Raw genomic sequence first — 20,629 nt, 5'->3', positions numbered from 1 at the left:
GCCGCCCCGCAATACGACACGCCGCCGGCAATGCCCTCACTGCCCCACGTCGAGATCCATTAACGCCGAGCTCAGCGATTTGCCATGCGCGTCGAGCGCGAGCGAACGCGTAACACCGCCGCCGAGCGCGTCGCCGAGCACGAAGTTGAATGCGGCAAGGCCCGGCAACTCATGGCGCACCACATCGCCGCGCACCACATCGCGCAGATGCGTCTTGACGCGCTCGGGCGTCAGCACATCGCGCAACCGCTCGTAATGCAGCGCGTCGTAGCAGATCACCGAGATATTGAGCGTATTGCCCTTGTCGCCGGTGCGCGAGTGGGCCAGTTCCCGTAGTTTCATCTCAAGCCTCCATCAGCGAGAAAGCCGGCGCCGCATACTCGCGCGGCAGCAGCACCGATTGCACCGCGACCACCTCGCGCGCCGCCTTCGTCACGCCGCCGCCGCCCGCCGGTCCGTTCGTGTACAGCGTCTCGACCTCGTTGCCGATGCGCAGCGCCTGCGCGAACGACGCCGTGCGTCCCGCCACCCGGGCGCGCACTTCGTACGGCTCGCCATGACCGGCCGCCACCGCGTCACCATGCAGTGCGTTCACGCCGATCAGATCGAAGCGCAACTCGCGCGTCTGCACGCCGGTCAGCGCGAGACGCTCGCGCACGATATCGAGCGCGAGCCGCGCCCGCGCGAGCGCGCCGGGTCCGCCGTACGAAATCTGCCCCTCGCCGATATAGCCGTCGAAATACGCCACCGACACTTTCAACGTCGCGGTGCGCTCCGTGCCGCCACCACCGGTGACGCGCACACGGTCCACGGCTTCCTGCTCGACGCGCACCTGCGAGAAATCGGCGACCACGTCGGGCTGCAGATAACGACTCGGATCGTGGATCTCGTAGAGCAACTGCTCCTTGCAGGTCGCCTCGGTCACGAGCCCGCCACTTTGCGCGAGCTTCGTGATCACCACTGAACCGTCCCGCGCAACTTCGGCGATCGGAAAGCCGAGCCGCGCGAGATTCGGCACGTCCTTGAAACCGGGGTCCGCGAAATAGCCGCCGGTGATCTGCCCCGCGCATTCGAGCAGATGGCCGATTACCGTCGCCTGGCCGAGCATCGGCCAGTCGTCCATGCGCCAGCCGAATTCGTGGATCAGCGGCGCGACGAACAGCGACGGATCGGCGACGCGCCCGGTCAGCACGATCTGCGCGCCGGCCGAGAGCGCCTCGACGATGCCGCTCGCGCCGAGGTACGCATTGGCCGATATCAGCCGGTCCGCGTACGCGGCCACCGCCTCGCCCGATTCGACGAAATGGAAGTCGCCCGCGCGCACGACGTCGAGCACGTCGTCGCCGGTGACAGCGGCAATCCTCAGGCCGCCGAGACCCAACTCGCGCGCGATCTGCGCGGTCCGGCGCGCTGCCGCGAGCGGATTGGCCGCCCCCATGTTCGACACGATACGCACGCCGTTGCGCGCCGCGACGGGCAGCACCGCGCGCATGCGCGCTTCGAGCAGCGGGTCGTAGCCGAGCTCCGGGTCCTTGCTGCGCGCCTGCTGCGCGATCGCGATCGTGCGTTCGGCGAGGCATTCGAACACGAGATAGTCGAGCTGGCCGTGTTCCGCGAGTTCGAGCGCGGGTTCGATGCGGTCGCCCGAATAGCCCGCGCCCGCGCCGATGCGCACGACGCGTCGAGGTTCAGTGGCTGTCATGGTGCTCCCGTTCCTTCAGTGAGGCTCACAGTGGAAAGATCCCGAGCACGACGCACGCGATCGTCATCACGACCGACGCGCCGAACAGCAGGGGAAACGTGAATCGTTGATGATCGGCCAGATCGATACCGCACAGCCCGACCACGAGGAACGTCGCGGGCGTGAGCGGACTGACCGGAAAACCGGTGGTCATCTGTCCAAGCAACGCGGCCTGACCGACGTGCACCGCCGGCACGCCGAGCTGGCCGGCCACTTCCGCGATCACCGGCAGTACACCGAAATAAAACGAATCGGGATCGAACAGCATGCTGAGCGGCATCGACAGCAGGCCGAGCACGATCGGAATATGGCTCGCCATCGCCGGCGGCACGAAGCCGACGGCCGCCTGCGCCATCGCCTTCAGCATGCCGCTGCCCTGCATCACGCCGGTGAACACGCCGGCCGCGAGCAGGATGCCGGCCATCATCAGCGCGGCGCGTGCATGCGCGTCGATCCGTTTGCGCTGCATGTCCACATTCGGATAGTTGACCATCAATGCGATGCACAGGCCCACCATGAACATGATCGCCGGCGGAATCTTCTCGCCCATCACGACCATCGTGCCGAGCACGACGAGCGTCAGCACGATGTTGAACCAGAAGTTTTGCGAGCGGCGCAGCGCCTGTTGTTCCGGCGTCAGTTCGCGTTGGGGCATCGGCACGGAGCCGCTCGCAGCGTTGAGACCGAGGCGCTTTTCCTCGCGCCGCCCGAGCCAGTACGCCATCGAGAACACAAATACGAGGCCGATCGCCTGCACCGGAATAAGCGGATTGAACAACGCCGAGATCGGCAGATGCAGCGACGCGGACGCGCGAATCATCGGCCCCGTCCATGGCAGAAAATTGATGCCGGCCGCCATCGATACCGCCGCGGCGAGCACGCGCCGGTCCATCTTCAGGCGGTCGTAGAGCGGCAGCATCGCCGGAATGGTGACGAGGAAGCAGACGGCGCCGGAGCCGTCGAGGTGGATCAGCAGCGCGAGCAGCGTGGTGCCCATCACGATGCGCGTGGGCCGTGTGCCGACCGCGCGCAGGATGCGCTCGATGATCGGGTCGAGCGTACCGGCGTCGGTGATCGTGCCGAAGTACAGGATCGCGAAGACGAACATGCAGACGACGGGCGCGAGGCTCTTGAGGCCATCGACGACGAACTTGCTCGTCTGCAAGCCGAAGCCGCCGAGCAGCGAGGCCGCGAGCGGCACGATGATCAGCGCGACGAGCGGCGACATGCGTTTGGACAGGATCGCGCCGAGCAGCACGACGATGGTAGCCAGCCCCAGCAATGGCAGCATGAGCTTGTCTCCAGGTTGTTTTTTAGTGTGATCGAGCGTAAGTTCGGGGCACCAATAATGCAATTGAAATGAATTGATTGCAGCAATCACAAATCATCATGGATCTGAATCTCCGCGACATCCGCGCGTTTATCGCGGTCGCGCAAACGGGCAGCTTCACGCGTGCGGCCGCGCGGCTGCATCTGTCGCAACCGGCGTTGACGGTGCAGATTCGCCGGCTCGAGGAAACGGTCGGCCTGCGCCTGTTCGATCGCAACAGCCGCAACGTCGCCCTGACGCCGACCGGCCGCGAGCTGCTGCCCGTGCTGCAGAAATCGCTGCACGACATGGAGCACGTGCTGCTCGATGCGCGCGCGCTCGGCGAAGGCGGGAGCGGCACGGTGCGCATCGCGTGTCTGCCGACCTTCGCGGCGAGCGTGCTGCCCGAGCTCGTGCAGGCGCTGAGAAAAGCCGTGCCGCGCGTCGGCTTCGAGGTGCGCGATGTCGTCGCGAGCATGGTCAACACGTTGGTGCGCAACGAGGAAGCCGATATCGGACTGACGGGCGGCGAACTGAACGACAGCGGGCTCGAGGTACTGCATGCGGGCATCGACCGGCTCGTCGCCGTGCTGCCGAAGCAGCACGCGCTCGCGCGGCGGCGCCGGCCCGTCAGGCTCGCCGATCTCGCCAGCGAGCCGCTCGTGCTGACCGCGCAGGGCACGAGCGTGCGAGCGGTCGTCGACAGCGCGTTCGCCGACGCGCAATGTGAGCCGCGCATCGCCTGCGAACCGACCTACATGATGAGCGCCGTCGCGATGGCGCGCGCCGGGCTCGGCATCACGATCCTGCCGGCGTCGGCGCGCGAGGTGTGCGCGGAGCCCGAGCTAGTCGCGCGACCGATCGACGAAGCCGCGTTCACGCGGCGCATCGCGCTGATCAAAAAGCGCGGCCGAACCTTGCCGCCGGTGACCGAGACTTTCGTCGCGATGCTGATCGAACGGCTCGGCGCGTCATAGGGCCGCACAGCGTCGTTTTGCGCGTCGCGCGCAGCCCCTAATTTTCACGATGCGAAACGATGCCGCGCGTCGTAAAAAATCATGTTGCGTGGCACAAAGCGGCCATTTCACGATGCCCGGCGGCGTTGCACATCGCAAAACGGATCTCACAAACCTTTGTTTTTACACGAATATTTTTAATATAAAGACTGGCTCGACGCCCAATTGCCCGCCGATTCGCTGACGTAGACTCTTTCACAAGAGCACGCGCTTCACGCAGTCGGATTCGAGGGGCCTCACGAGACGGCTACCCAAATCCCGCAGATTGCGAAGAAGCCGTCACGAATCGCGGCTTTTTTTATTGGCAACTGGGAGACTAAAAATGAAAGGCTTTCGCTTTGGTTCGACGCAGGGAGCGTTCTACATTCTGCCGGGTCAGGACGGCTGGGAAGCCACCTACGGCAACGAAACGCTCGGAGAATTCTCGAGCCCGCAACAGGCCGCCGACGACCTCGCGCGCGGTCTGAGCTGCGAGCATCTGTCGGAGCTCGACACGTCGATGCTCGAGATTCCGGAGAAGCTCGCCGATTGGGAAATCGTTCACGTATAAGGACGGGTATGACCGACGGCGACGTAGCAGTGACAGTAGAAACGACAATGGCGCCCGAAGGCGCCATTGTCGTATTTGCGGTCCTGCTTGCGGCTTTGTCCGCGGTTGTGCTGCGTGCTTACCGCATCAGTCGCCCGCGCGAGCTCAAGCCACCGAATCGACGATTGCGTTCAGCGTCGCGCTCGGGCGCATCGCCTTGCTAGTCAGCTCGACGTTCGGACGGTAGTAGCCGCCGATATCCACCGGCTTGCCCTGCGCCGCGCCGAGTTCCGCGACGATCTTCGCCTCGTTGTCGGCCATCGCCTTCGCGACGCCGGCGAACTGCGCCTGCAGCGCGGCATCGTCGGTTTGCGCGGCCAGTGCTTCGGCCCAGTACATCGCGAGGTAGAAGTGGCTGCCGCGATTGTCGATACCGCCGACCTTGCGCGCCGGCGACTTGTCGTTGTCGAGGAACTTGCCAGTCGCCTGATCGAGCGTCTTCGCAAGAATCTGCGCCTTCGGGTTGTGATACGCGGTGCCCAGATGCTCGAGCGATGCCGCCAGCGCGAGGAATTCACCGAGCGAATCCCAGCGCAGGAAGCCTTCCTCGACCAGCTGCTGCACGTGCTTCGGCGCCGAACCGCCCGCGCCGGTTTCGAACATGCCGCCGCCGGCCATCAGCGGAACGATCGACAGCATCTTCGCGCTGGTGCCCAGTTCCATGATCGGGAACAGGTCGGTCAGGTAGTCGCGCAGCACGTTGCCGGTGACCGAGATCGTGTCCTTGCCGGCGCGGATGCGCTCGACCGAGAACTTCGTCGCTTCGACCGGCGTCATCACGCGGATGTCGAGACCGTTCGTGTCGTGATCCTTCAGGTACTGCTCGACCTTCCTGATGATCTGCGCATCGTGCGCGCGCGCCGCGTCGAGCCAGAATACGGCCGGCGTGTTGGAAGCGCGGGCGCGGTTCACCGCGAGTTTGACCCAGTCGCGGACCGGCGCGTCCTTGGTCTGGCACATACGGAAGATGTCGCCCTGTTCCACCGGCTGCTCGAGCAGCACCGCGCCGGCTTCGTCGGTGACGCGGACCACGCCGTTCGCCTGGATCTGGAACGTCTTGTCGTGTGAACCGTATTCTTCGGCGGCTTGTGCCATCAGCCCGACGTTCGGCACCGTGCCCATCGTGACCGGGTCGAACGCACCGTGCTTCTTGCAGTCTTCGATCACCGCCTGGTACACACCGGCGTAGCAACGGTCCGGAATCACCGCCTTCGCGTCGTGCAGCGCGCCATCGGCGCCCCACATCTTGCCCGACTCGCGGATCATCGCCGGCATCGATGCGTCGACGATCACGTCGCTCGGCACGTGCAGGCTCGTGATGCCCTTGTCCGAGTTGACCATCGCGAGCGGCGGACGCTGTTCGTACTGCGCCTTGATGTCGGCTTCGATCGCCACGGCCGTTTCAGCCGGCAGATCCTTCAGACGCGCGTACAGGTCGCCGATACCGTTGTTCGGGTTGAAGCCGACCTTGGCCAGTGCTTCCGCATGCTTCGCGAGCACGTCCTTGTAGAACACCGACACCACGTGACCGAAGATGATCGGGTCCGAGACCTTCATCATCGTGGCCTTCAGGTGCACCGAGAACAGCACGCCGTTCGCCTTCGCCTCGGCGATCTGCGCTTCGATGAAGCTGCGCAGCGCGTTCTTGCCCAGCACCGACGCGTCGATGATTTCGCCTGCCTGCACCGGCGTCTTCGTCTTCAGGACCGTGATCGTGCCGTCGGCGGCGGCCAGTTCGATCTTCACGCTACCGGCCTGCGCGAGCAGCGCCGACTTCTCGCTGCCGTAGAAATCGCCATCGCTCATGTGCGAGACGTGCGACTTCGAGTCCGCGCTCCATGCGCCCATCTTGTGCGGATGCTTGCGCGCGTAGTTCTTCACCGACAACGGCGCGCGGCGGTCCGAATTGCCTTCGCGCAGCACCGGGTTCACCGCGCTGCCCTTGATCTTGTCGTAGCGGGCCTTGACGTCCTTCTCGGCGTCGGTCGTCGCGACGTCCGGGTACGACGGCAGCTTATAGCCCTGGTCGCGCAGCTCGGCGATCGCGGCCTTCAACTGCGGCACCGATGCGCTGATGTTCGGCAGCTTAATGATGTTCGCTTCCGGGCGCATGGTGAGTCCACCGAGCTCCGCCAGATCGTCGGAAGCCTTCTGCTCCGCGCTCAGGTAGTCCGGAAATGCGGCAATGATCCGGCCGGCGAGCGAGATGTCACGCGTTTCGACGAGCACGTCGGACGAGCGCGTGAACGCCTTGACGATCGGCAGCAGCGAGTACGTCGCCAGTGCGGGCGCTTCGTCGGTCAGGGTGTAGATGATCTTCGGCGGTGTGGACATGATTAATGCTTTGCTAGGAAGTGATAGACAGAGCGTTGGCAGTCGAAGCCAGCGCAAATCGTGACGCGACGGCTGACGGCGTCAGTTCGGCACGACGCAACCCCGCGACCTTCGTTTTGCGATACGACCGAGAGTATATGCGCGTTTTCCACTAAATGTGACCAGACAAACAGGTCGCGAGACCCTACCCAAAGGGGTCGATCCATGACTGGAAAGGGTTTGCGGCCGATTACCCCGGTCTTAAGACAGATATCTTATAGATGACTTGCGGAATATTATTTTTGGATGAATGCGAATTGGTCGCATTGACGAGCCGCAAATGCCGCCACCGAGCCGTGACTGCTGCCCTCCACTTGCCGACGATTGGGCGCCTCGAAGATGCGCTTGCGCGGCCGCCGGCTCCTCACGCCCGCGCTCCACGTTCACGACGCACAAAGCCCGTCGGCGGCGGCCGGCGAGCGCGCCTGCTCGGGCCTGATGCTCGGCCCGAAACGACCGGACGCCGTGATCTGCTACAACGATCTGATCGCGCTCGGCTTCATCAAGGAAGCGCGCGAGCTGGGCCTCTCGTTGCCGCGCGACGTTTCCATCGCTGGATTCGACAACGTGCCGTATGGCGAGTACGCGTCGCCGGCGCTGACCTCGGTAGACTTTCAGAGCGAGAAGTTGGGTGAGCTCGCGATGATGAAGCTGACCGACGAACTGCACGGCAAGGGCGAAGAAAGCGCGGGTTATTCGATGCTTGATCCGCATCTGGTGGTGCGGGAGTCGACGGATAAGCGGGAGTTGGGAGAGGCAGCGGACGACGCCGCGTGTGGTGATGGGCGGGTGCGGAAAAGTGTGACCCGGATGCCGGCGGCGGAGTGATGGGGTCGCTCGCCGCGGGCTGGTTTAGTTCGTATCGTCTTTCCCGTCATTCCAGAATCGTTTGAAGTCGGGCGAGCGCGTCCTCGACTACCTCCGCCGGAGCGCGCTCGACTTTGCGTGCGCCGCGGGCCTCAAGGTCCAGAGTGCGCACCATATTCACCAGAGCCACCCCCTGAGTCTCTGTTCCCGAACCCGAGAGCGGTACCGCGAATCCGGCATATCGAGCGAACTCCCCCCCCTGCGTGATCGGCGCAACGAGCGCGACCCCAAGAGCATTGAATGCGGCAGGCGACAAAACCAGCGCGGGACGGAAATCGCCTTGCTGCTCCTTGCCAGGCGTCGGATTCAGGCTCACGCGCACGATATCGCCGCGCTCGAACTTGATGCGCCTTACCATGCTTCGCGCCCCGCCGGCTTGACTTCACTCCAGACGTCGAGATCGGCTGGCGGTGGCGCCTTCGGATCGCACTGCGCGACGAGTTCATCCAGTGAATACTTGCGACGCGCAGGCGTAAGCAACACCCCCTCGGGGCGCACGTCCGCGTTCAGCGAACTGCCCACCGACGCATGAATTTGCTCCAACAACACGGTCGGCAACCGTACTGCAGCGCTGTTGCCCCACTTCTGAATCTTGAGTTTCATATTCCAGCTCCAAATGTATATCCATTGTAGATACTCACAGCGAAAACAGCAAGTCGCCCGTATCTACATTGTCTCTACATTTGGAATGTTGAAATCGCCTATTAGTCGGCGAAGAAAAGAACCCAAACCTAAACGAGGCAACCAGCCCGCCGCCGCAACGACGCACCAGTCGCCCACAACGACAACCCTGCTTAATGCCCGCGTCCCAGGAACTCCCCCACCATCCGGTTGAACTTGTCCGCATGCTCCCACTGCGCCCAATGCCCGCAGCGGCCGAACACATGCAGATCGGCGTTCGGCATCCCGGCAACGAGCCGCAGGCCGATGTCCATCGGCACGAAACGATCGTCGCGACCCCAGATCACGAGTGTCGGCGCGGTTACTTCGCCAAGGCGCGGCCCGTAGTCGTTGAACTGCTTCGGATTCGCGGCGAGGCTGGCGACGAAGTTCTCGAGGTGATCGCGGCGCGCCAGCATGTTCGCGAGGCGCGCCTGCATCAGGTCGTCGGTCAACGCCTTCGTGTCGAACACGAAGACGCTCATCATGCGCTGCAGGTTCTCGATGGTCGGGTTGCGGTACAGCCCTTGCAGCAGCTTGATGCCTTCGGTCGGCATCGGCACGAACTGGCTCGGGCCGCCGGTGCCGCCGCCCATCAGCACGAGCTTGCCGACGCGTTGCGGCTCGGCGAGCGCGAACGCGACCGCGCTATGCCCACCCATCGAGTTGCCGATGATATGCGCGCGTTCGATATCGAGCGCATCGAGCAGCGCCTTCAGGCAGCGCGCGTTCAGTTCCGAGCGCGAGCCCTTGCAGACGATCGGGTCGCTCTTACCCCAACCGAGGCAGTCCATCAGGATCACGCGATAGCCCGCCGCGACGAGCGGCTCGACGTTCCGATTGAAGTTGGCCCAGCCGGTCGCGCCCGGTCCCGAGCCGTGCAGCATCACGACCGTTTTCTCACCCTGCCCCACGTCGTTGTAGTGAAGCTGCATCTCGCGGCCGTCTTCGGCGATGCGGACGAATCGGCTGGTCGCTTCCTCGGTGATCGCCGCTGCTTGCGTGTTGGTGTTGCTCATGTCGAATTCCTTTGTTTCACGGATTAAGTGACCGCGAGTCGCCGTTGACGGCGGACCCGCGCGGTATTTCGGGCTGCAAAGCTATTGCGCGGCCACCGGGGTATAACGAAGTGTCGAGCGATTCACGACGAGCCATGCGCCAATCGCGGCGACCGCGATCAGCGGAATGCTCGCGCCGAGCAGCACGCTCGCACCCTGACCGATCGCGAGCAGTTGCCCGGCGATCAACGGTCCGAGGATCGAGCCGAGACGGCCCACCGCCACCGCAGCGCCGACGCCGGTGCCACGCACTTCGGTCGGGTACAGGCTGCTTGCCAGCGCATACAAAACCGACTGGCCGCCGACCAGGAACAGCCCCGCGAGCAGACCGCCCCACGCCATCGACGTGCCGCCATTCGCGCTCAGCAACGCGCCAAGCGCAACGACGATGCCGACATACATGCCCGCGACCGTGCGGCGCCGGCCCATCCGGTCCATCATGCCGGCGATCACGATCGCGCCGATGCCGCCGCCGATGTTGAACATCATCTGTACGACACCGGACTGCACGCGCGTCAGACCGCGCGTCAAGACGAGCGACGGCAGCCAGTTGATCAGGAAATACAGCACGATCAGCGTGTCGAGATAGCTGATCCACAACGCGATCGTCGTGCCCGCGCGCCCTTCCCGCCACAGCGCGTGCGTCACGCTAGCCGACGCATCGCGTCGCGCGCCTTTGGTTGCACGCGCCGCGACGAACTGCGTCGACTCGCGCAGGAACAGTGCAAGCAGCGGCAGCACCAGCAACGGCCCGAAGCCGCCGACGTAGAAGATATGCCGCCAGCCCGCGTCGCCCGGGCTGATGATGCCGACCACCGCCGCGAGCGCCGCGCCGAACGGCATGCCGCAATACATGGCGCCGACCGCGGTGTTGCGCTGATGGGGCGGCGCCGCTTCCGAGCACAGCGCGATCAGATTCGGCATCGCCGCGCCAAGACCGAGGCCGGTCAGAAAGCGCGCGGCGAGCAGGCTGTTCAGGTCCCACACCTGCGCGGTCGCGAGCGAGAAGATGCCGAATAGCGCGACCGACCACATCAGCACGCGCTTGCGCCCGAGCCGGTCGGCGAGACGTCCGCCGATCGCGGCTCCTGGCAGCAGCCCGAACGCGCCGATGCTGAACGTCCAGCCCATCTGCGCGACCGCGAGATGAAATTCGCGCGCCATGCGCGGTGCCGCGAGGCCGGTCGATTGCAGGTCCACGCCTTCGAGCAGCGCGACGATCAGGCAGAGCCCGATCGTCAGCGCGCCGCCGGCAAGAGGTTTCGTCGACTGTGTTGTTTGCGTTGCTTGCGTTGACTGCCGCATAAAAGTCTCCAATGTTGAGTCAGCGTCGCTCTTGCGGCGACCTTGCTGGATGAAATGAACGCTGCGCGCGCGGCATGCGGCGCCGCCGCGCAGCGTCCGGGTCATGAAGCCACTGCGTCGGTTGCGTGCGCGCGCTTCAGATCCAGTGCCACGTCGACGATCATGTCTTCCTGGCCGCCCACCATGCGGCGCTTGCCCAGCTCGACGAGAATGTCCACGGTCTTCAGGCCGTATTTCTTCGCGGCCACTTCCGAGTGGCGCAGGAAGCTCGAATACACCCCCGCATAGCCGAGCGCGAGCGTTTCGCGATCGACGCGCACCGGCCGGTCCTGCAGCGGACGCACGATGTCGTCGGCGGCGTCCATCAGCGTGTAGAGGTCGGTGCCGTGATTCCAGCCCATGCGCTCGGCCGCCGCGATGAACACTTCGAGCGGCGCGTTGCCCGCGCCGGCGCCCATGCCCGCGAGCGATGCATCGATACGGTCGCAGCCCTCTTCGACCGCGACCATCGAGTTGGCCACGCCCAGCGACAGGTTGTGGTGCGCGTGCATGCCCGTCTGCGTTTCGGGTTTCAGCACCGCCTTCACCGCGCGGAAGCGGTCGCGCACGTCGTTCATCGTCAGCGCGCCGCCCGAGTCGACCACATAGATGCAGGTCGCGCCGTAGCTCTCCATCTTCTTCGCTTCGACGGCGAGGTTCTCCGGCGTAGTCATGTGGCTCATCATCAGAAAGCCGACGGTGTCCATGCCGAGTTCGCGCGCGTATTCGATGTGTTGCTTCGAGATGTCCGCTTCCGTGCAATGCGTGGCGACGCGCACCACGCGAGCGCCCGCGTTGTAGGCGGCCTTCAGGTCGTGGATCGTGCCGATGCCAGGCAGCAGCAGGGTCGCGATCTGAGCGTGCTCGACCACGTCAGCCACCGCTTCGATCCATTCGAGGTCGCTGTGCGCGCCGAAGCCGTAGTTGAAGCTCGAACCCTGCAGGCCATCGCCGTGGGCAACTTCAATGCTGTCCACCTTTGCGCGGTCCAATGCGCGTGCGATGTCCTGCACGTTCTGGATCGAGTACTGGTGACGAATGGCGTGGCTGCCGTCGCGCAGCGTCACGTCGGAGATATACAGTTTCTTGTCCATGCGGGAAGTCTCCTTAAGCCTCTGATGCCTGCACGAGCGCCTGCGCCATGCGCTCGGCGGTCGCGAGCGCGGCCGAAGTCATGATGTCGAGATTGCCCGCGTAGGCGGGCAGATAGTGCGCGGCGCCTTCCACCTCGATGAAGACCGAGGTCTTCAGACCGCTGAACTTGCCGAGGCCCGGAATGTTCAGCGGCGCGCTCGCGCTGATTTCGTCGAACTGCACCTTCTGCTTCAGGCGATAGCCCGGCACGTACGCCTGCACCGCGGCGGCCATCTGCTCGATCGACTGCTCGACCTTGTCGAGGTCGGCCAGCTCCGACAGCGTATAGACCGTGTCGCGCATCATCACCGGCGGCTCGGCCGGGTTGAGCACGATGATCGCCTTGCCTTTCGCGGCGCCGCCGACCACTTCGATCGCCTTCGACGTGGTCTCGGTGAATTCATCGATGTTCGCGCGCGTGCCTGGGCCCGCTGACTTGCTGCTGATCGACGCGACGATCTCCGCGTAATGCACCTTCGCGACACGCGACACGGCCGCGACCATCGGAATGGTCGCCTGTCCGCCGCACGTGACCATGTTCACGTTCGGCGCGTCGAGATGCGTGTCCAGATTGACGACCGGCACGCAGTACGGGCCGATCGCCGCCGGCGTCAGATCGATCACGCGAATCGAAGGCTTCAGCTTTCGCAACAGCGCATCGTTCTTGACGTGTGCGCCGGCCGAGGTCGCGTCGAACACGAAGTCGATGTCGTTGAACACGGGTAGACGAGTCAGACCTTCGACACCATCATGCGTGGTCGCGACGCCAAGCCGCGCGGCGCGCGCGAGGCCGTCGGAGTTCGGATCGATGCCGACCATCGCCGCGACTTCGAGATGCTTGCCGTGACGCAGGATCTTGATCATCAGATCGGTGCCGATGTTGCCGGAGCCGATGATCGCGGCCTTCAGTTTTTCGCTTGCCATATGAGTTCCCAATCGAGTGCTTGCGAGTGCATGCTTTATGCGGAAAAAGTCGCGCGGACGCTGCCGAGACCGTCGATTTGCGCGCAGTAGGTGCCCGGCTCCCTGACGGCGACCATCGGGCCCAAAGCGCCTGTCATCAGCACGTCGCCGGCACGCAGCGGCGTGCCGAGCCGGACCATGCGATCCGCGAGCCAGGCGGCGGCATTCAGCGGATTGCCGAGACACGCGGCGCCATTGCCGCGCGACAGGACTTCCGCATCCTTCGATAGCGTCATCGCGCAGGCCGCGAGATCGGTATCGCGCAGCAGGACCGGGCGGCTGCCGAGCACGAATCGCGCGCTCGACGCGTTGTCCGCGACCGTATCGACGAAACGGATGTTCCAGCCTTCGATGCGGCTGTCCACCACTTCGATCGCCGCGACCGCATACGCGGTTGCGCGCATCAGATCGGCGTACGTGTGGCGCTCGTGCAGCAGATCGTGTTCGAGCACGAGCGCGATCTCCGCTTCGACCTTCGGCTGAATCAACTGCTCGAGAGGAATCGGCTGGCCGTCGCCATACGCCATCGATGCGAACAGCGCGCCGAAGTCAGGCTGGTCGACACCGAGTTGACGCTGCACCGCCGGCGACGTGAGTCCGATCTTGCGGCCGACGACGCGCTCGCCCGCCGCGATGCGCGCGGCCACGTTGGCCTGCTGCACCGCGTACGCGAGCTCCTCGGCGTCGGCCGGGTTCGACAGTTCGACGAAACGCGGGTCGTCGCGCAACGGTGCGATGGTCGCGCGCGTACGTTCCGATTCGCGCAGGCGCAGGGCCAGCGCGTCTATATTGCTTTGAGTGGTCATAGCGGGTTCCTGGTTCGGTTAGACGTGGGCCGTCACGGGTCGCGCGTGCATCGCGCCAAAGCCCGCGATCCATTCGGGAATCGGACGGTAGTAATCGAGCGACGCGCGATACGGGCCGCTCGCGTTCAGTGCGCCGAACGCGGCGATCCACGTGCGGATTTCGTGCGCGGACTTGCCGGCCTCGCGCGTGATCGCGTGGTTGGTCAAACCGTCGATCGCGGTGAGTTCGCCGTCTTCGAGCAGCTTCAGGAACGCGTGATCCCATTCCGGATTGAGCGGATGCAGACGGCTGTCGCCCGCGGCGAACGCGCGCGCCGCCGCGATCGTGCGCGCCTCACGCGCCGCACGCGATTCGGCCGACGGATTGCGGCCCGCGATCAGACGCTCGGCGACTTCCTCGCTCGCGCCCGCGAGTTCCGGCACCGGCGGCTCGTGCGAGATGCCGCCCGAGCCGATCACGAGCACGCGTTGCTTCGAGCGTGCGAGCGCTCGACCTAACGCATCGCCGAGCAGACGCGCGCGGCGGCATGAAGCCATCGGCGCGGCCACCGAATTGATGAATACCGGCACGACCGGATATCGATCGAGGCCGCCCGTCAGAATCTCCAGCGCTTGCGCGCAACCGTGATCGACCTGCATGCGGTACGAGACGGCGACGTCGACGTCGCTCGCGAGCACCGCTTCGGCAAGGTCGAGCGCGGTATCGGCGGGCACCTCCAGCGGACCGGCGAGGCTCTTGAAGTCGCCGATCGCGCTCGCCGATGCGCCGATGCAAAACGGCGGCATCACGTCATAGAAGAAACCGTTGTAATGATCGGGCGCGAACACGACGACCAGTTCGGGATCGAACTCGACGACGCGCGCACGCGCTGCCGCATGCACGCGCTCGACTTCCGCGACGACTTCGGGCGCGGGATCGTAATAGCCGTGCAACGGCGTGTGCGAAAGGCATTCGAGCAGCATCGGCATATCAGGCTCCGGCGGTTGCCGCGGTGGCGAAAGTGGCGACGGCATCGGGCGCGAACGCTGCTTCGTTGCGAGAACCGGCCACGTCGGCCCGCCCCGCCAGGTCGAGATGTAGCTGCTGCGCGAGTTCGACGACGAGTTGCGACACCTGCTGCGGCGAGCCCATGCCCGCGACGAAACGATCGGGACGCAACAGCACGACCGATTCCGGCACTCGCGTGAACCAGTCCTTCAGCCGCGTATTCACATCGCCGATCGCGATGACGTCTTCTGGCACGTCGTCATGGAAAGACAACTGCGTGTCCGGCTTCGCGACCACGAAGCAGCCGCCGAGCCGCTGCCAGATCGCACGCGCCTGCTCCGACAAACCGAAGGTCGGTTCCGCGCCCCAGCCGACGATCGCGAAGCGGTTGCCGAGCACGTCGTCGAGTCGCACGACCTCGCCGCTCTCCGTGCGCACGCGCGGTTGAATGAACATGCGGCCGACCGGCGAATGACAATGCGGGTCGCGTCCATACACGAGACGGCCGAGCCGCGACTCGCGCTTCTCGCTCATCAGACCGAGCAGGCGGCCCGGCGCCGAATGCCCCGAGCGTTCGAGCACGCGCGCGAGCCAGCCACGCTTGCGCGGCGTGCGCGCCAGCAATACGACGCCGCTTTCATAGCGTGGCATCGGCTTGAAACGCATTTCGACGAAGTAGCGCTTGACCGCCGGGAACCAGTTGAAGGTACGCACGAACGCGTCGCGAAACTTGATGCCGAAGCGGCTCGTCGGCGCGAAGATGTCGCCCGCGACCTCAGAGAGGTGGATCATCGAGCGCGCATGCGAACGGCGCTCGGCGGTGTAGCTATCGAGCAGCGCATCGCCGGCGACGCCCTTGACCACCATCGCGAGTTTCCAGCCGAGGTTGCTCGCGTCGCGAATACCGCTGTTGTAGCCCTGGCCCTGCCACACCGGCATGATGTGCGCGGCGTCGCCGGCGAGCAGCACGCGCTTCACGCGGAAGCTGCTCGCGAGGCGCGCGTTGTGCGTATAGACGCGCTTGCGGATGTAGTCGACCTTCTCCGGCTCGGCGACGACCTTGCGGATCAGCGCGGCCATGTTCTCCGGCTTCGACAGCTCTTCCTCGGTCTCGCCGGGCATCACCATGAATTCGAAGCGGCGAATCCCGTGCGGCAGCGCGGCCGACACATACGGGCGCCGCGGATCGCAATGCATGTACACGTGCGGCGAGCCGATCGGGTCGTTGCGCACGTCGACGACGATCCACTGATTCGGTTTCGTGCGGCCCTCGAACGGCACGTCGAGGGTGCGGCGCACGAAGCTGTTGCCGCCGTCCGCACCGACCATGTACGACGCGCGGATCGTGCGGCGGCCGCTCTGCGCGTGTTGCGCTTCGATCGTGACGCCGCTGCCGTCCTGCGTGAACGAGTCGACCGAGTGGCCGAACAGCACCTCGACATGCGGGAAGCGTTGCAGGCCGTCGTACAACACGCGATCGGCCAGCGGCTGAATGAACGCGTTGCGGCGCGACCAGCCGAATTCGTCGGTGCGCGGCTCGATCGATGCGAAGCAGTGACCGTTGCTCGTGACGAAGCGCATCCAGTGATCGGGGGTCGTGTGCGGCAGCAATGCATCGGCGAGGCCGACGGACTGAAACACGCGCAGCGCTTCGTCATCGAGGCCGATCGCGCGCGGATAGTCGATGATCCCGTCGAGCTTTTCGATCAGCACGACGTGCACGCCCTGCAGGCCGAGATAGTTGGCGATCATCAAACCGACCGGGCCGGCGCCGATAATCGCGACGTCGGTGGTGACGGGTCCACTGTGGCCTTGCGCGGCCACCGGGTCGAGCGGTTGGGGCATGTTGTCTCCGTATGTCGACCAGAGTGACCGGGTCGAGATATTCACGGAGGGCGGCGGCGGGAACCGGCTGTCGCCATGGCGAAAAATCGCCTGCGGACAACAGCTTGCGTCTCCATGAAATCGTTGATTTGTTGGCAGTCTAGGACCGGCCACCTGCCCGCTCAACAAAATCTGGAAATTGTGCATACAATGCACATGGTTGATTTAATTGAGGTTTTAAGTGACCAAATACACGAATGTGCGAGGTCTGTCGCGCGGCTTGCAGGTGCTGCAAGCGCTCAACTCGATGGTCAGCGGCCGCGCGACGAGCCAGCAGATCAGCGAGCTGACCGGCCTGCATCGCACCACCGCGCGGCGGCTGCTCGAAACGTTGATGGAGGAAGGCTTCGTGCGGCGCAGCGCGTCGGACGACAGCTTCCGGCTCACGCTGAAGGTGCGCGCGCTAAGCGAAGGCTTCACCGACGACGAACGCATCGCGACGATCGCGCCGCCGGTGATGGGGCGTCTGCTGCAACGCGTCGCGTGGCCGTCCGATCTGACCACGCCCGACGGCGACGCGATGATCATCCGTGAGACCACGCACCGCTTCAGTCCGCTATCGTTTCATCGCGCGATGGTCGGCCGCCGTTTGCCGATCCTGCTGACCGCGGCGGGTCGCGCGTACTTCGCGATGTGCCCCGACGAGGAGCGCGAGGACATTCTCGATCTGCTGCGCGCGGGCGCCGGCGGCGAGGAGCAGAAGGCGCTCGCGTCGAACGACGCGTTGATTCGCAGTCTCGTGCGACGCGTGCGCGCGGATGGGTTCGGCTCGAATCACGGCGACTGGGCGGATCAAGGGAAGATCGGCGCGGTTGCCGTCGCGATCGTGTTCGAGGAACGCGTGCTCGCGAGCTTGAACGTGGTGTTTCTGTCGCGCGCGGTGTCGCTCGCGGAAGCGAAGCGGCGCTATGTGCCCGAGTTGCAGACGGCCGCGCGGGAGATGGTCGAGGAACTCGCGGCGCAGACCCGCGCGAGGAGCGGAGCGGGCAAGACGCGTGCGGGACGCGAGCGCAAGTCGTGAGGTGGCATTCGCAACCTTATCAAAATCTTAAGAGATTCATCCGTGAAAGCATCCTGCGAGGCAAAACCTTAACAGCCACTTAAGGCGCGCGAAAAATAGAAGAAATATAGTTCTCAAGCACTCTTGAACGACGCCGATAGACAGAGCGCAGTACTCGTCTTTTACCAGGAGAAAAAATGTCTATTCAGGCGCTTGCTCAAACCACGGCAGGGGCAATGGGCGCGGCAGTCACGTCCAGTTCCGGTTCGACAGCGACATCGACGGTGCCGACATCCAGCACGAGCGGTTCATCGTCAGCAGGATCGACGAGCGGCACCACCTCGTCGTCATACACCGTCAGCATCAGCAGCGCGTGCCCTGCTCGCGGAATCCAGCGAAACCTCGGTTCAAACCGCACAGGAAGCGGCAAAGGGCGATCGTCAGGCTCAACGCCTGCTCGCCAGGGAGACTGCGGTCAAGGCCGGCTAACTACGCCAACCATTGACCCGCGTAAAGCGTGACCGCCGCTGAACCGGCGGCGGTCTTCCCGGCATTGAAATAGTCGCAAGCCGTCCCGCAACTCAGAATCGCGTGCGAATACCCGTCGTCAATTGCAACTGGTTCTTCGCGCCAAACGTCGTCGCGACGACGTAACCATTGTGAAGCTTCATATAGTCGCCGGCCACATACAATTCGGTGCAAGTCGGTGAAAACACTGAAGCCGCGTGAAATTGACGACGGAACACGAGTCGATCAGAGGCGTTTTGGTCGAGCTGTCACTTTTAGGTCGACGCAAACGCTTCGCGCGGTTCTTCTTCGCGCAAGATATAACCGAGTCCGCGCAGCGTCATGATCTTCGCGGTCGATGCCGACAGATGCTTGCGCAGCCGGTGAATATAGATATCGATCGCATCGGCGCTCGGCTCTTCGTCGAGCGTGAAGATCTTGTCCATCAGCGTTGCTTTGGATACGGTCTTGCCCTGCTTCAGTATCAGCGCTTCGAGGATCGCGTGTTCGCGGCGGCGCAGCGGCAGACGTTCGTCCCGCAGCACGAATTCGCGCGAGTCGAATAGATACCGCAGATCGCCGCACTCGGTCGACTGCCCTCTGTCTCCCGCGGCCTGACGGCGAATCAGTGCCTTGATGCGCGCCACCAGTTCGCGCGCATCGAAAGGCTTGACGACATAGTCGTCGGCACCGGCCGAAAAGCAGGCCACCTTGTCGTCCGTCGAGCCATTCGCGGTCAGCATCAGCACCGGCACGTTGTCGCGCTTGCGGCGCAGCCTCGCGAGCACCTCCTTGCCGCCCATGCCGGGCAGGCGCAGATCGAGCAGCACCGCGTCATAGCATTGCAGACCGAGCAGCGTTTCCGCGCATTCGCCGTTTTGCGCCCAATCGATCGCGAATTGCTCGACCTGCATCAGGTTCATCACCCAGCGCGCGAGGTCCGCGTCGTCTTCCACGAGCAGCAGTTTCATCCTTGTCCCCCTCTTTTGCGAGTCGAGCGACGTCAGGTTGCGCCGATCCATAGACGCATCTCGACGGTCGCGACGAGGCCCGCGACGCCTTCATTCGATTCCAGCATCACGCTGCCGCCCTGACGATGCGCAATCTCGCGCACGATCGGCAAGCCGAGCCCTGTGCCTTCCGCATGACTCGACGCGCGATAGAAGCGCTCGAACACCCGTTCGCGCGCATCGGCCTCGATGCCGGGTCCGTTGTCGATCACGCGCACAATCGCCATCCCGTCGCGCCGCTGCGTCTGCACCGTGACGCGACCGCCCGCCTGCGTATAGCGCAGCGCGTTGTCGACCAGATTGGTCACCAGCGCCGCGGTCAATGCCTCGTCGCCGGTCACGTACAGGCCGTCTTCCAGTTCCGCGCCCAGGTCGATTTCTCGCGACTGCGCAAACGCGATCAGTTCCTCGAGCACGCCCGCGATCGACGCGCTCAGATCGATCCGCTCGCGCACGTTCAGCGGCGCGGCCGACTCGGCCTGCGCCAGCAGCAACAGTTTGTTGGTCAGCGTGGTCAACTTGCGGCCGCTCTTGTGCATGCCCGCGAGCGCTTCGGCCAGCGGGGCGTCGCGGCTATCGCGTTGGCGCGCGAACTGGATCTGTGCGACCAGCAGCGCGAGCGGCGTGCGCAACTGATGCGCGGCATCGGAGATGAATTGGCGCTGCGTCGCGGCCTGCTGGCCCATTCGCGCGATGCACTGGTTGATCGCCTCGACGATCGGCCTCAGTTCGACGTGCAGACGCGCGACGCGAATCGGTTCGAGTTGCGACGCATTGCGATCGGCGACGTCGTCCTTCACCTTCATCAGCGGCAGCAGTTCGAAGGTCAGGCCGAGGTAGACGAACACCATCGCCAGTACCAGCGTCAGGACTTCGCCGGACAATTGCGGCCGCAGCAGACGCCACACCATCGCATCGCGCGAGCCTTCCGTCTTGGCGACCGCGACGATCACCTCCTCGGTATGTCCCGAGTCGTAGAGCTGCCGCACGTAGGCGACCGCGCGCGCCGCGCGGCCATCGGCGAAATGCGTGGAATAAAGCGTGGGCTTGTCGCTCACCTGCGGCGGCAGCGGCAAGTCGGGGATGCCCGCGAGCAGACGATGGCCGCTTGCCTCGACCCGATAGAAGACCGTGTCCTGTTCCGGCGATTCGAACAGTTCGAGCGCGGCCGGCGGAATCTGGATCGACACCGAACCGTTGTCCCAGTCGATATCCTCGCCGATGATCCGCATCGACGACAGCAACGCATTGTCCTGAACCAGGTCCGCGGTGTTCTGCGCGAACCGGTATGAAATGACGACGGAAATGGAAACGAATGCCGCCAACGGCAACAGCAGCCACCACAACAAGCGTCCGCGCAAACTGCCTGAAAACACGATG

The 20,629-nt window shown here is 64.5% G+C and carries 20 protein-coding genes and 1 pseudogene; 4 read left to right on the top strand and 17 right to left on the bottom strand.

The window, feature by feature from the left end:
• Nucleotides 1-36 precede the first annotated feature (36 nt).
• Genes HDG37_RS09430 through HDG37_RS09420 form a run of 3 tightly spaced genes read right to left on the bottom strand, consistent with a single transcriptional unit; the run spans nucleotide 37 to nucleotide 3,032 of the window.
• On the bottom strand, nucleotides 37-342 hold the full coding sequence (locus HDG37_RS09430) for a hypothetical protein (RefSeq protein ID WP_184046366.1): 306 nt from the start codon (nucleotides 340-342) through the stop codon (nucleotides 37-39).
• Between the two features lies 1 nt (nucleotide 343).
• Entirely contained in the window at nucleotides 344-1,702 is a 1,359-nt protein-coding gene (locus HDG37_RS09425; protein ID WP_184046364.1) for an acyclic terpene utilization AtuA family protein, read from the bottom strand.
• Nucleotides 1,703-1,727: 25 nt separating this feature from the next.
• Complete coding sequence (locus HDG37_RS09420; protein WP_184046362.1) at nucleotides 1,728-3,032, bottom strand: CitMHS family transporter; 1,305 nt, start codon at nucleotides 3,030-3,032, stop codon at nucleotides 1,728-1,730.
• A 98-nt stretch (nucleotides 3,033-3,130) separates the two neighbouring features.
• Here HDG37_RS09420 and HDG37_RS09415 point away from each other — a divergent pair, with 98 nt between their 5' ends.
• Together HDG37_RS09415 and HDG37_RS09410 are read left to right on the top strand one after the other, a co-directional pair.
• Entirely contained in the window at nucleotides 3,131-4,027 is an 897-nt protein-coding gene (locus HDG37_RS09415; protein ID WP_184046360.1) for a LysR family transcriptional regulator, read from the top strand.
• A gap of 361 nt (nucleotides 4,028-4,388) precedes the next feature.
• Nucleotides 4,389-4,616 (top strand): hypothetical protein, encoded by a 228-nt coding sequence (locus HDG37_RS09410; protein WP_184046359.1) that lies wholly within the window; start codon nucleotides 4,389-4,391, stop codon nucleotides 4,614-4,616.
• Between the two features lie 144 nt (nucleotides 4,617-4,760).
• Here the strand turns inward: HDG37_RS09410 and HDG37_RS09405 are convergent, their stop codons facing one another.
• Nucleotides 4,761-6,989, bottom strand: coding sequence for an NADP-dependent isocitrate dehydrogenase (locus tag HDG37_RS09405; protein ID WP_184046357.1), 2,229 nt, complete (start codon nucleotides 6,987-6,989; stop codon nucleotides 4,761-4,763).
• Between the two features lie 339 nt (nucleotides 6,990-7,328).
• On the opposite strand from HDG37_RS09405, the gene HDG37_RS09400 reads away from it, so the two are divergent.
• The gene (locus tag HDG37_RS09400) at nucleotides 7,329-7,856 is read left to right on the top strand and encodes a substrate-binding domain-containing protein (RefSeq protein WP_409260049.1); all 528 of its coding nucleotides are present in this window, start codon (nucleotides 7,329-7,331) and stop codon (nucleotides 7,854-7,856) included.
• A 46-nt stretch (nucleotides 7,857-7,902) separates the two neighbouring features.
• Here the strand turns inward: HDG37_RS09400 and HDG37_RS09395 are convergent, their stop codons facing one another.
• The 9 genes from HDG37_RS09395 to HDG37_RS09355 form a co-directional block, all read right to left on the bottom strand.
• Entirely contained in the window at nucleotides 7,903-8,253 is a 351-nt protein-coding gene (locus HDG37_RS09395; RefSeq protein ID WP_184046355.1) for a type II toxin-antitoxin system ChpB family toxin, read from the bottom strand.
• A complete protein-coding gene (locus HDG37_RS09390; protein WP_184046353.1) occupies nucleotides 8,247-8,498 on the bottom strand; it encodes an AbrB/MazE/SpoVT family DNA-binding domain-containing protein in 252 nt (83 codons plus the stop codon). The genes HDG37_RS09395 and HDG37_RS09390 overlap by 7 nt, the downstream gene beginning before the upstream one ends.
• 191 nt (nucleotides 8,499-8,689) lie before the next feature.
• On the bottom strand, nucleotides 8,690-9,574 hold the full coding sequence (locus HDG37_RS09385) for an alpha/beta fold hydrolase (protein ID WP_184046351.1): 885 nt from the start codon (nucleotides 9,572-9,574) through the stop codon (nucleotides 8,690-8,692).
• 81 nt (nucleotides 9,575-9,655) lie between these two features.
• The gene (gene mhpT / locus HDG37_RS09380; protein WP_184046349.1) at nucleotides 9,656-10,918 is read right to left on the bottom strand and encodes a 3-(3-hydroxy-phenyl)propionate transporter MhpT; all 1,263 of its coding nucleotides are present in this window, start codon (nucleotides 10,916-10,918) and stop codon (nucleotides 9,656-9,658) included.
• Between the two features lie 101 nt (nucleotides 10,919-11,019).
• A complete protein-coding gene (dmpG, locus tag HDG37_RS09375; RefSeq protein WP_184046347.1) occupies nucleotides 11,020-12,051 on the bottom strand; it encodes a 4-hydroxy-2-oxovalerate aldolase in 1,032 nt (343 codons plus the stop codon).
• A 13-nt stretch (nucleotides 12,052-12,064) separates the two neighbouring features.
• The gene (locus HDG37_RS09370) at nucleotides 12,065-13,015 is read right to left on the bottom strand and encodes an acetaldehyde dehydrogenase (acetylating) (RefSeq protein ID WP_184046345.1); all 951 of its coding nucleotides are present in this window, start codon (nucleotides 13,013-13,015) and stop codon (nucleotides 12,065-12,067) included.
• Nucleotides 13,016-13,050: 35 nt separating this feature from the next.
• Entirely contained in the window at nucleotides 13,051-13,860 is an 810-nt protein-coding gene (locus tag HDG37_RS09365; RefSeq protein WP_184046344.1) for a 2-keto-4-pentenoate hydratase, read from the bottom strand.
• Nucleotides 13,861-13,878: 18 nt separating this feature from the next.
• Nucleotides 13,879-14,829: a 3-carboxyethylcatechol 2,3-dioxygenase gene (locus tag HDG37_RS09360; RefSeq protein ID WP_184046342.1), complete on the bottom strand. Its 951-nt coding sequence runs from the start codon at nucleotides 14,827-14,829 to the stop codon at nucleotides 13,879-13,881.
• Between the two features lies 1 nt (nucleotide 14,830).
• On the bottom strand, nucleotides 14,831-16,693 hold the full coding sequence (locus HDG37_RS09355) for a bifunctional 3-(3-hydroxy-phenyl)propionate/3-hydroxycinnamic acid hydroxylase (RefSeq protein WP_184046340.1): 1,863 nt from the start codon (nucleotides 16,691-16,693) through the stop codon (nucleotides 14,831-14,833).
• Between the two features lie 220 nt (nucleotides 16,694-16,913).
• On the opposite strand from HDG37_RS09355, the gene HDG37_RS09350 reads away from it, so the two are divergent.
• Nucleotides 16,914-17,753 carry a DNA-binding transcriptional regulator gene (locus tag HDG37_RS09350; protein WP_184046338.1) on the top strand — a complete coding sequence of 280 codons (840 nt, stop codon included), beginning with the start codon at nucleotides 16,914-16,916 and terminating at the stop codon, nucleotides 17,751-17,753.
• 196 nt (nucleotides 17,754-17,949) lie between these two features.
• Here the strand turns inward: HDG37_RS09350 and HDG37_RS09345 are convergent, their stop codons facing one another.
• The 4 genes and pseudogenes from HDG37_RS09345 to HDG37_RS09330 all read right to left on the bottom strand — a co-directional run bounded on the left by HDG37_RS09345 (nucleotide 17,950) and on the right by HDG37_RS09330 (nucleotide 20,625).
• Complete coding sequence (locus tag HDG37_RS09345; protein ID WP_184046336.1) at nucleotides 17,950-18,096, bottom strand: hypothetical protein; 147 nt, start codon at nucleotides 18,094-18,096, stop codon at nucleotides 17,950-17,952.
• 217 nt (nucleotides 18,097-18,313) lie between these two features.
• A pseudogene (locus tag HDG37_RS09340) lies at nucleotides 18,314-18,430 on the bottom strand (porin); the annotation flags it as partial.
• A gap of 84 nt (nucleotides 18,431-18,514) precedes the next feature.
• Entirely contained in the window at nucleotides 18,515-19,210 is a 696-nt protein-coding gene (locus HDG37_RS09335) for a response regulator transcription factor (protein WP_184011657.1), read from the bottom strand.
• 32 nt (nucleotides 19,211-19,242) lie between these two features.
• Nucleotides 19,243-20,625 (bottom strand): sensor histidine kinase, encoded by a 1,383-nt coding sequence (locus HDG37_RS09330; RefSeq protein WP_184046334.1) that lies wholly within the window; start codon nucleotides 20,623-20,625, stop codon nucleotides 19,243-19,245.
• Nucleotides 20,626-20,629 lie beyond the last annotated feature (4 nt).

Source organism: Paraburkholderia sp. MM5384-R2, assembly GCF_014201025.1.
Lineage (GTDB): Bacteria > Pseudomonadota > Gammaproteobacteria > Burkholderiales > Burkholderiaceae > Paraburkholderia > Paraburkholderia tuberum.
This window is presented reverse-complemented; position numbering and strand designations above follow the sequence as displayed.